Origin of the sequence: Thauera aminoaromatica S2 (assembly GCF_000310185.1) — a bacterium.
Taxonomy (GTDB): domain Bacteria; phylum Pseudomonadota; class Gammaproteobacteria; order Burkholderiales; family Rhodocyclaceae; genus Thauera; species Thauera aminoaromatica.
Map to the genome: position 1 here is coordinate 1 of NZ_AMXD01000129.1, position 10,471 is coordinate 10,471.

General features: G+C 71.1%; 8 protein-coding genes and 1 pseudogene. 4 read left to right on the plus strand and 5 right to left on the minus strand.

Annotated features, from left to right (window positions below):
- On the minus strand, positions 1-777 hold a 777-nt coding region (locus C665_RS15695), incomplete at its 3' end, for a CobD/CbiB family cobalamin biosynthesis protein (RefSeq protein WP_040829442.1).
- A gap of 176 nt (positions 778-953) precedes the next feature.
- Between C665_RS15695 and C665_RS15700 the strand changes: the two genes are divergently transcribed.
- The 3 genes from C665_RS15700 (at position 954) to C665_RS15710 (ending at position 3,771) form a co-directional block, all read left to right on the plus strand.
- Positions 954-2,489 carry a cobyric acid synthase gene (locus tag C665_RS15700; protein ID WP_004321990.1) on the plus strand — a complete coding sequence of 512 codons (1,536 nt, stop codon included), beginning with the start codon at positions 954-956 and terminating at the stop codon, positions 2,487-2,489.
- A 21-nt stretch (positions 2,490-2,510) separates the two neighbouring features.
- Entirely contained in the window at positions 2,511-3,356 is an 846-nt protein-coding gene (gene queF / locus C665_RS15705; protein WP_004321992.1) for an NADPH-dependent 7-cyano-7-deazaguanine reductase QueF, read from the plus strand.
- 106 nt (positions 3,357-3,462) lie between these two features.
- A complete protein-coding gene (locus C665_RS15710) occupies positions 3,463-3,771 on the plus strand; it encodes a c-type cytochrome (protein ID WP_004321994.1) in 309 nt (102 codons plus the stop codon).
- A gap of 63 nt (positions 3,772-3,834) precedes the next feature.
- Here the strand turns inward: C665_RS15710 and C665_RS15715 are convergent, their stop codons facing one another.
- The 4 genes from C665_RS15715 to C665_RS15730 all read right to left on the minus strand — a co-directional run bounded on the left by C665_RS15715 (position 3,835) and on the right by C665_RS15730 (position 10,336).
- Entirely contained in the window at positions 3,835-6,039 is a 2,205-nt protein-coding gene (locus C665_RS15715; protein WP_004321995.1) for an EAL domain-containing response regulator, read from the minus strand.
- A gap of 52 nt (positions 6,040-6,091) precedes the next feature.
- Positions 6,092-8,056: a sensor histidine kinase gene (locus C665_RS15720; RefSeq protein ID WP_004321997.1), complete on the minus strand. Its 1,965-nt coding sequence runs from the start codon at positions 8,054-8,056 to the stop codon at positions 6,092-6,094.
- A gap of 116 nt (positions 8,057-8,172) precedes the next feature.
- Positions 8,173-9,309 (minus strand): EAL and HDOD domain-containing protein, encoded by a 1,137-nt coding sequence (locus C665_RS15725; RefSeq protein WP_004321998.1) that lies wholly within the window; start codon positions 9,307-9,309, stop codon positions 8,173-8,175.
- Positions 9,310-9,322: 13 nt separating this feature from the next.
- Positions 9,323-10,336, minus strand: coding sequence for a CDP-6-deoxy-delta-3,4-glucoseen reductase (locus C665_RS15730; protein WP_040829443.1), 1,014 nt, complete (start codon positions 10,334-10,336; stop codon positions 9,323-9,325).
- 21 nt (positions 10,337-10,357) lie between these two features.
- Here C665_RS15730 and C665_RS21170 point away from each other — a divergent pair.
- Positions 10,358-10,471: pseudogene (locus tag C665_RS21170) on the plus strand (SDR family NAD(P)-dependent oxidoreductase); the annotation flags it as partial.

Below are 10,471 nucleotides of genomic sequence, written 5' to 3' on the forward strand. Positions count from 1 at the left end.
CACGCCGAGCGCGCCCGCACCCGCCGCCATCACCGGCCCGGCGTTCGGACTGTCCCAGGCGGGCGCCTGCGCGCGCCAGCACGCGAGCGCCCGCCGGGTGTCTCCGAGCCAGGCGTAGGTGAGCGCGGTGAGGCGCGCCGGCAGCCAGCCGAGCAGATCGTCGATGCGCGCCGCAGCCCAGCCGAAGTGCAGGTGGCGCGGCGTGCGGTAGCCCCACATCGCATCGAGCGTGTTCGCCAGGCGGAACAGCACCACCCCCGCGCCGCCACCGAGCACGAACCACAGCAGCGCGCCGAACACCGCGTCGTTGCCGTTCTCCAGCACCGACTCGGTGGCCGCCTTGGCCACGCCCTCCGCGTCGAGCGCGCGGGTGTCGCGGCTCACGATCCAGCCCACCCGCGCGCGCGCCGCGTCAAGGTCGCCGGCGGCGAGCGGCGTCGCCACCGCCAGCGCGTGCTCGGCCAGGCTGCGTCCGCCGAGGGCGAAGTAGAGCAGCGCGCTGTCCACCCCCCAGTGCGCGTGCGGATGGAGCGTACGCAGCCACAGCGCGAGCGCCACCCAAGGCAGCACCGCGAGCGCCCAGGCGAGCAATCCTGCCAGGCGCATGCCGGTCTCGTTGGTGCCGAAGAACAGCCGGCGGCAGGCCCGCTCGACCCAGCCCGCCCAGCGCCCGAAGCCGACCAGCGGATGGAAGCGCCTCGCCTCGCCGAATACGCGATCGGCGAGCAGGCCGGCGGCCATCTTGAGCGTGAGGACGAGCAGCAATGAAGAGGGCATCGGAACAGTCAATAAAGGAACTTGGGCGAGTCACCCCAAGCAGCGAACACAACCGCAAGCACCACGGCCCCGCCCGCGCCGGGCCGGGCAGCCTGCGCAAGCCCGGGCGCCCACCGTACCCTCCCGAATCGGCGATAATCCCGCCCCTTCGAGCAAAACCCGCAGGATTCTACGCCATGTCCCCCCCGATCACGCTGATGGTGCAAGGCACCACCTCCGACGCCGGCAAGACCACGCTGGTCGCCGGACTCGCCCGCGTGCTGCGCCGACGGGGCATCAAGGTCGCCCCGTTCAAGCCGCAGAACATGGCGCTCAACTCCGCCGTCACCATCGACGGCGGCGAGATCGGCCGCGCCCAGGCCCTGCAGGCGCTCGCCGCCGGCGTCGCCCCGCATACCGACTTCAATCCGGTGCTGCTCAAGCCTTCCACCGACATCGGCGCCCAGGTCGTCATCCACGGCCGCGCCGTCGCCAGCCTGTCGGCGCGCGACTACCACGCCTACAAGCCCACCGCGATGGCCGCGGTGATGCAGAGCTGGGACCGCCTGTGCAGCGCCTACGCGGCGGTGCTGGTCGAGGGCGCCGGCAGCCCGGCCGAGATCAACCTGCGCGACCGCGACATCGCCAACATGGGTTTCGCCGAAGCCGCCGACGTGCCGGTGGTGCTGGTTGCGGACATCGACCGCGGCGGCGTGTTCGCCCACCTCGTCGGCACCCTCGAGCTGCTCTCGCCCTCCGAGCAGGCGCGCGTCAAGGGCTTCGTCATCAACCGCTTCCGCGGCGACCTCGGCCTGCTGCAGTCCGGCCTCGACTGGCTGGAGGCGCGCACGGGGCGGCCGGTGTTCGGCGTGCTGCCTTACCTGCACGGGCTCTTCCTCGACGCCGAGGACGCGCTCGCCGACAGCGCCGCCGACGTGCGCGCGGGCGAGGCTGCGCTGCGCGTGATCGCGCCGGTGTACTCGCGCATCTCCAACCACACCGACCTCGATCCGCTGCGATTGCACCCGCAGGTGGATTTCCGCTGGATCGGCCCCGGGCAGGCGATTCCGCCTGCCGACCTGATCGTGCTGCCCGGCTCCAAGAGCGTGCAGGCCGACCTCGCCTGGCTGCGCGCGCAGGGCTGGGAGACGGCGATCCGCCGCCACCTGCGCTATGGCGGCAAGCTGATCGGCATCTGCGGCGGCTTCCAGATGCTCGGCCGCGAGCTGTCCGACCCGCTGGGCCTCGAAGGCGCGCCGGGAACGATGGCCGGGCTGGGCCTGCTCGAGGTGGACACGGTGCTCGAACAACACAAGCAGCTGCGCAACCTGCGCGGCCGCCTCGCGAACCTGTCGCGCGAAGACGGGTCCGAGTGTGCAGGTGAACCCGGTGCGGCCGTCACCGGCTACGAGATCCACATGGGCGTGAGCTCCGGCCCGGCGCTGGCGAGGCCGGCGCTGTGGTTGGCGCACGGCGACGAGGCCATGCCGACCCGGCCCGACGGCGCGCGCTCTGCGGACGGGCAGATCCTCGGCACCTACGTCCACGGCCTGTTCGACGCCCCCGCGGCCTTGGCGGCGCTGCTCGCCTGGGCGGGGCTGGACGCGGAGGCGATGGAAGGATCCGGGCCGGTCGACCTCGCCGCTCGCCGCGAGGCCGATCTCGACCGTCTCGCCGACGCGATCGAGGCCCATGTCGATCTGGCATCCCTGTTCGCCCCGAATCGCCTCTGAAGTCTTGCGGGATCCGCACGAATGAACACCGACACCCCGCGCCGCCACGGCGCCGAATCCTCCCCGCTCGGTCAGGCGGTCGCCTACCGCGACACCTACGCGCCCGAGCTGCTGTTCCCGATTTCGCGCCAGCTCAAGCGCGACGAGCTCGGCCTGCGCGCCGACATGCTGCCCTTCTGCGGCGAGGACTTGTGGAACGCCTACGAACTCTCCTGGCTGGACGCGCGCGGCAAGCCGGTGGTGGCCCTCGGCGAGTTCCGCGTGCCGGCGGCTTCGCCGCGACTGATCGAGTCCAAGTCGCTCAAGCTCTACCTGAACTCGTTCAACCAGCAGCGCTGCGCGAGTGTCGAGGAAGTGCGCGCGACCATCGCGCGGGACCTTTCGGCGGCGGCCGGCGCCGCGGTGGCGGTGGTGTTGCGGCCGCTGCAGGAACGCCCTGGGCGCAGCTTCGGCTACCCCGAGGGCGTCTGCATCGACGCGCTCGAGATCGACATCGGGCGCTACCAGCCCTGCGCGGAGACGCTGCGCGCCGCGGGACCGGAGGTGGAGGAGACGCTGTACTCGCACCTGCTCAAGTCGAACTGCCTGGTCACCGGCCAGCCCGACTGGGGTACCCTGGTCGTGCGCTACCGCGGGGCGGCGATCGACCGCGAGGGCCTGCTGCGCTACGTGGTGTCCTTCCGCGGCCACAACGAGTTCCACGAGCAGTGCGTGGAGCGCGTGTTCTGCGACCTCATGGCGCGCTGCAAGCCGCAGGAGCTTGCGGTGTGGGCGCGCTACACCCGCCGTGGCGGGCTGGACATCAATCCCTTCCGCGCCAGCCGGGCGGGGCTGCGGGCGGACGAGGCCATGGAAGTGCGCCAGTGAGCGCAGGCGCGGCAAATGTGCAACATCGTATGCGGGCCCTGCCCAAACCGGCGCATGCGGTGGTTTAATACCTGCCGGTAACAACCAACACCAAGAGGTAAGGAATATGAAGGCTTTCGTTGCTGCTGCGGTCGCTGCTGGTCTCCTCTCCGCTTCGCCCGCTTTCGCGTCCGAGGCGCTGGCCAAGTCCAAGAACTGCCTGGCCTGTCACGCGGTGGACAAGAAGCTGGTCGGCCCTTCCTACAAGGAAGTCGCCGCCAAGTACGCCGGCCAGGCCGATGCCGCGGCGATGCTCGCCGACAAGGTGCAGAAGGGCGGTGTGGGCGCTTGGGGCAAGGTCCCGATGCCTCCCAACCCGCAGGTCAATGCCGCCGACGCCAAGGCGCTCGTCGACTGGATCCTGACGCTCAAGTAATGCCGCATTCCGGGCCGGCGCTGCCGGCCCGCGTGCCTCCGAAGCCGGCGCAAGCCGGCTTTTTTACGCCGGTGCGGCCTGCAGGTCCGCGCTGCCGGCGCCGAGGAAGAGCCGTTCGGGCTGGCGCAGCCAGCCCGGCACCTCGCCGGCCGGGGCGGGGCGGGCGAACAGGTAGCCCTGCATCACCTCGCAGCCGAGCGCGCGCAGCGCGTCGGCCTGCTCGAGATTCTCCACGCCCTCGGCGACGAGGTCGAGATCGAAGCCGCGTGCGATGCCGGTGATGGCCGAGATGATCGGGTTGGTCATCGGGCCTTCGAGGTCACGCACGAAGCTGCGGTCGATCTTCAGCGTGCTGACCGGGAAGCGCTGCAGGTAGGCGAGCGCCGAGTAGCCGGTGCCGAAGTCGTCGATCGCCACGCTGATGCCGGCCTCGCGCAGCGCGCGCACCTTGGCGGCGATGTCGGCGGTGTCGTCCATCATCAGGCCCTCGGTGATCTCCACCTCGAGGCATGACGGTGCCACGCCGTGGCGGTCGAGGCAGGCGCGGATCCTGCCGACCACGTCGCCGCGCTGGAAGTCGCAGGCCGACAGGTTGATCGACACGCGCGGGGCGCCGACGCCCTCCGCCTGCCAGCGTGCGAGCTGCGCGCAGGCCGTCTCCAGCACCCAGTTGCTGATCTCGCTGATGAGGCCGACCTCTTCGGCCACCTGGATGAAGGTCGCGGGCGGAATCGCGCCCAGGCCCGGATGGTTCCAGCGCAACAAGGCCTCGAGGCCGACGATGCCGCGCGTCGCCAGGCTGACCTGGGGCTGGTAATGCAGGTCGAGCTCGCCGCGGGCGACCGCGCCGCGCAGGTCGTTCTCGAGCGCGATGCGGTCGCGATGGCGGGTGTTGAGCTCGGGGTCGAAGAAGCGGAAGGCGTTCTTGCCGGAGCGCTTGACCTGGTACATCGCCGCGTCGGCGTGGCGGGTGAGGTCCTCGGCAGTGGTGCCGTCGCGCGGGAAGAGCGCGATGCCGACGCTGACCGTGGCACGGAATTCGCCCTGGCTGAGCCGCACCGGGGTGGCGAGTGCGTCGAGCACCTTGCGCGCGATGACCTCGGCGTCCTCGGGCTGGTTGATGTCCGGGAGCAGCACGGTGAATTCGTCGCCGCCGAGGCGGGCGAGTGTGTCGCCGCGGCGCAGCGTGGCCGACAGCCGGCTCGCGATCGCACGCAGCAGCAGGTCGCCCTCGGCGTGGCCGAAGGTGTCATTGACCAGCTTGAAGCGGTCGATGTCGATGAACATCACCGCGAGCGCGCCGGTGCGGCGCTGCGCCTGCGCGATCGCGAGTTCGAGGCGGTCCTTGAACAGCACCCGGTTGGGCAGGTGGGTGAGCTGGTCGTGATAGGCCTGGAAGGAGATGATCTCCTCGGCGCGCTTGCGCTCGGAGATGTCGCGCGCCACGCCGTAGAGGCCGATCACGCGGCGGTCGTTCTCCTGCGTGACCATCGGGATGCCGGTCAGCGACACGGTGACGCTGCCGCCCTCGCCACCACCGTCGCGCCGCGAGCGCAGGCGCAGCTCGACGTGGAAGCTCTCGCCCGGCAGGCTGCTCGGCTGGCTGAGCAGGGTGTCGATGCGGTCGAGGTCCTCGGGCATCACCAGGGTGGTGAAGGGGCGCTTGACCAGCGCGCTGCGGTCGTAGCCCAGCAGGGCCTTGATGCGCGGGTTGATGTAGGTGAAGCGGCCGCTGCCGTCGAGGGTGAAGATCATGTCGGGCGAGCTCTCCACCAGGTAGCGGTGCAGGCGCTCCGAATCCTTCAGGCGCTGGCTCATCAGCTTGTTGGCGCGTTCGAGCGTGCCCTTGTGCAGGGCGCCGTCGACCGCGCGCTGCAGCTGCGCCACGTGATAGGGCTTGCGCACGTAGTCGTCGGCGCCGCCGCGCAGCGCGCCGATCGCCGCGTCGATCGCGTCCTCGCCGCTGATGATGATCACCGCCTCGTCGCGCTGGTGGTCGGACAGCCAGTCGAGCAGCGCGAGGCCGTTGGCGTCGGGGAGACGGTAGTCGAGCAGGATCAGCGCGTAGCGCTGCTTCTCCAGGCGGCCGATCGCCTCGCCGATGCTGCCGCATTCGTCGAAGAGGCGCCCGGGGCGGGCGAGTGCATGCGGAAAGGTGCGGCGCAGGGCCGGATCGTCATCGACGATCAGGATGCGGACGCTGTCGGCGTCGTCGCCGGCGGTGGCGTCGATCCGAGGCCTTAACCCGTTGTCGGCCGGAGTGACCATGGCTCCCGGAGGCTGCGATGTGGAGGGCTTGTTCGGCCGCATGATGCAACACTCAGGCGCTTTGTTCCAGCGGAACGAAGATCTGGAAGCTCGTGCCGGCGCCCGCCTGGGTGCGGCACAGCAGGGTGCCGCCCCATTGTGCGAGGATCTCGCGCACCACTGAGAGGCCGAGGCCCTGGTGCTCCGCCCCCTTTGCGCTCGGGCGCGGGCTGAGCGGATCCTGGGCGCGTTCCACCGGCAGGCCGGGGCCGTTGTCGACGAAGCGGATCTCCAGGCAGTTGCGGCCGTCGACATTGACCAGCGGCAGCACCGAGACGACCAGGCGCTGGCCGGGCTGGAGCGCTTCGGAGGCGTTGCGCAGCAGGTTGAGCAGCACCTGCTTGAGCGCCGATGCGGGGATCGCGGCCGGCGGCACGTCGCGCGCGGCGCGCAACTCGAGCTGGATCTGGCGGCTGCCGAAGAGCGGCTCGCCGTACAGCGTGCGCATGTCCAGCAGCAGCTCGGGCACCCGGCAGGTGCGCATCTCGGCCGTCTCGGCAGGCAGTTCGGCGGCGCTGCGCAGGAGTTTGTCGATGCGGTCGAGTTCGGCGTTGAGCAGGCTCATCTCGTCTTGCAGCGTGCTGTCGCCGGAGCGCTCCTGGGCGAGCATGTCGATGCGGGTCTTGAGCACCGTGAGCGGGTTGCTGGCCTCGTGGGCGATGCGGCGCACATGGTCGCGGAAGCGCTGGTGCAGCGCGGCCTCGCGCTCGGCGATCGCATCGCGCTGGCGGGCGTGGCTGCGCAGCGCGCGCGCCGCGGCACCGAGCAGGGCGGCGTAGCGCCAGCGCAGCTCGCTGTCGAGCGCCTGCGCGGAGGCGGTGGCGACCAGGGCCACGCTGGTGTCGCCCGCGCCGCCCAGAGGGATGACGTGGAAGCCCGGCTGGCCGAGCCAGCGTGCGACCTGCCAGTCGGCGACGCTGCGCCCGGGCGGGCCGCCGTCACCGAAATGCGAGCAGGGTTGCTCGCTGCGCGCACCGAGGGCGATGCAGCTGGTCTCGTCGTCCAGGCGCAGGCGCAGCTCGCCGATCAGCAGGTCGGGGCTGCCCGCCGCGGCGCCGAGCAGCGGGCGCAGGCGACCGTCCTCGCCGCTGCCGAGCAGCACCGGCGGGGTGTGCAGGCCGAACAGCGGGCAGGCGATCGCCAGGCGGTCGCGGATGGTCGTCGCGTCCAGGTCGACGAAGGCGGCGGTGAGCAGGCCGAGCATGCCGGCGTAGCGGTAGGGGTCGTCCGTGAGGCGCAGGGTCGGGCAGGCCGCGCCCGTGCCCGCGCTGGGCAGGCCGGGCAGGGCGGGGTAGGACGCATGCCCGGACAGGATGTAGCCGACGTCGGTGCGCAGCGCCACCACGCTTGCGCTCTCGAGTCCGGTCAGCTCGGCGACTTCCGTGATGCGCTCCTGCCAGTTGCCACCGGCGAGCTGGCGTGCGGCGGCGAGCAGGCCGAGCAGCGGATGCATCGCGCCCGCGCAGGCCGGATCCATGCCGTCGAACTCGAGCGCGTCGGCCAGGCTCGCGGGCAGGCCGCAGTCGGCGACAAGGGCCGGCAGCGTCGGCCGGCGCCCGGAAACCCACCCCGCCGAGCGCGGCAGGCCGAACCACAGGCCGGCGAGGTAGGCCTCGTCGGGGCGCGGATATTCGGTCTCGATCGCGAGGTGGAGCGCGCATTCGGCACGCAGCAGTGCGGCGTCGGCGGTTTCGTCCGGTTGGTTGCCGACGTGGCCCAGACCGAGCAGCCAGGCGCGCAGCAGGTCGGTGCCGATGCGCTCGAGGCGGCGCCGCAGGGCGGCATTGAGGCCGTCCTGGAGTTCGCCCGCGCGCAGCGGATCGGCCAGCAGCAGCGCCAGGCTCAGCGCGGGGTCGCGTGCGGCCACGAGCGCGATCTCCGCCCAGTTCGGCGTCTGCGCGGCGAGCATGCGCAGGATCGTCGACGCGCCGTCGGGCAGGGGCTGGAGCTCGAAGGCGCTGAAATTGGCGGCGAACATGCGATGGACGGTTGGAAAAAGGGCCGACGGATTCTAGCCCGTCGGCCCTTCCCCTTGCCGTGAACGATGTGGCGGTCGAGCGGGAATGACGAACGGGGTGCGGCGCTGGACGAGGTTCAGCCGTGCAGGCTGTCGGCGAAACCGAGCCCGACCAGCTGTGCGCGATTGACCTGCTCGCAGCTCAGGTGGAGCTGGTCCACCGCCGCCTGCAAGGCCTTGGGGTCGAAGCTCTCGCAGCACTGCGCAAGGTGCAGGAAGGGGGCGAAGTCGCCTTGGCCGTAGAGGAGCGCCTCGCTCACCCGCGGCGGCAGGTTCATCTCTTCGAGCAGGGTCTGGATCGAGGTGCCGAGCAGGGTGTGCAGCAGCGAGAAGGCGCCGGTGATGAAGAGGTTGTCGCGCTCGACGGCATCGAAGAAGCCGCCGCCGATCTCTTCCATGAAGCGGCCGCGCGCGATCGCGGTCTGCATCAGCGCGGGGGCGCTGGGGTCGCGGCTGGCGGTGACCAGCAGCAGCGACAGCCATTTGTTGAGGGCGTCGTAGCCGAGGATGCTGACCGCGTGGCGGAAGGACTGGATCTCGACCATGAGGCCGAAGCCGGCCGAGTTGATGTAGCGCAGCAGCTTGAAGGAGAGCGCCACGTCCTGCTTGAGGACGCCCTCGATCTCGCGGATGTCGCCGTTGTTGCGCACCAGGTTGAGCAGCCGCACGATCTGCGCATGCCCCGGCGTGAGGCTCTTGGCGGGCGCGTTGCCGTGCAGGAAGAACCAGCCCGAGGCACCGTCGTAGCCCGCCGCGACGGCCTGGCGGAAGGCGCCGATGTCAGCCAGGCCCCAGGCCAGGCTCAGGCCGGGCGAGCCGGTGGGCGCAGGGTGGCGGCGTGCGTCGATGAGCACGAAACGCCAGTCGTGGCCGGCGGGCAGGGCGACCTCGGGCTGGAACCAGGTCAGGCACATGCCGATGCCGGCATCGCGCAGGCGCGCCATCAGCGCCTGGGTGTGCGGATGGGCGAGCGTCTGCACCGGGATCTCGATCGCCACGTTCCCGGGGATCGCCCACTCCATGATCTCGGGCGTCGGCACCAGGCGGCCGAGGCTGACGAACACCGGATGGTGGGTCGGCCACACCGCGGCCTGGGCGGAGAGCGCCTCGACCACCGAGGCGATGTTGGGGCCGTGGGCGATCAGGCGGTTGGCGGTGATCGCGCGGTTCTTGTTGACGACCGGCTCGCGGGTCAGCAGGGTGGTCTGGCTCATCGGGCGTTCCGGGTCATCGGGCGGAGGGCTGGGCGAAGGTGAAGGCGTCGGCGAAGAACGCGTCCTCGGGCAGGCCGCGTTCGCTGTGGAAGCTGGCGCGTGCGGCATCGACCATCGCGGGGGCGCCGCAGACATAGACCTCGTGCGCGGAAAGGTCGGCGAAGTCTTCGAGTACCGCCTGGTGCACCAGGCCGCCGCGTCCCGCCCAGGCCTCGTCGGAGAGCACCGGGACGTAGCGCAGGCCGGGCAGCACCTCCTCCCAGGCGCGTGCGAGCGCGTCGAGATACAGCCCGTCGCGCCGGCGCGCACCCCAATACAGCGTGATCGGGCGCTGCAGGCCGAGCCGGATCGCGTGCTCGACGATGCCCTTGATCGGTGCGAAGCCGGTGCCGCCGGCCACCAGCACGATCGGCCGCGCGGAGTCCTCGCGCAGGAAGAAGCTGCCCAGCGGCCCTTCGAAGCGCAGGATCTCCTTTTCCATCATGGTCTCGAAGACGTGGCCGGTGAAACGGCCGCCGTCGATGCGGCGCACATGCAGCTCGAGATGGCGGGCGTCGTGCGGGGCGTTGGCGATCGAGAAGCTGCGGCGCTGGCCGTCGGCGAGCAGGATGTCGATGTACTGGCCGGCGCGGAAGGCGAAGTTCTCGCTCGAGGGCAGCTTGAGCTCGATCCGCATCACGTCCTCGGCCAGACGCTCGAGCTTCTGCACGCGGCAGGGCAGCTTCTTCACCTGGATGTCGCCGGCGCGCGTCACGCTGCGTGCCTGCACCATCACGTCGCCGAGCGGCTTCGCGCAGCAGAACAGCGCCAGACCCTCGGCGCGCTCGGCCTCGCTCAGTGCGCCGGGCGAGTGCTCGCCGTGCTCGACCTCGCCCTCGAGCACGCGACCCTTGCAGGCGCCGCAGGCGCCGTCGCGGCAGCCGTGCGGCAGCAGCAGGCCGGCGGCGAGCGCGGCCTCGAGCACGGTCTGGTCGTCGTCGGCCTCGAAGGAGTGGTTGCCGGGCTGGAGGGAAATCCGGTGGCTCATGGTGCGTGAGATAATCGAACGATGAAAAGGATACTGATCGTCGGCAGCGGCGACGTCGCCCGCCGCGCGCTGCCATGGCTGGTGCGTCGCTTTCGTGTCTTCGCGCTCGTCCGCCAGCCCGAGGCGGCCGCCGAA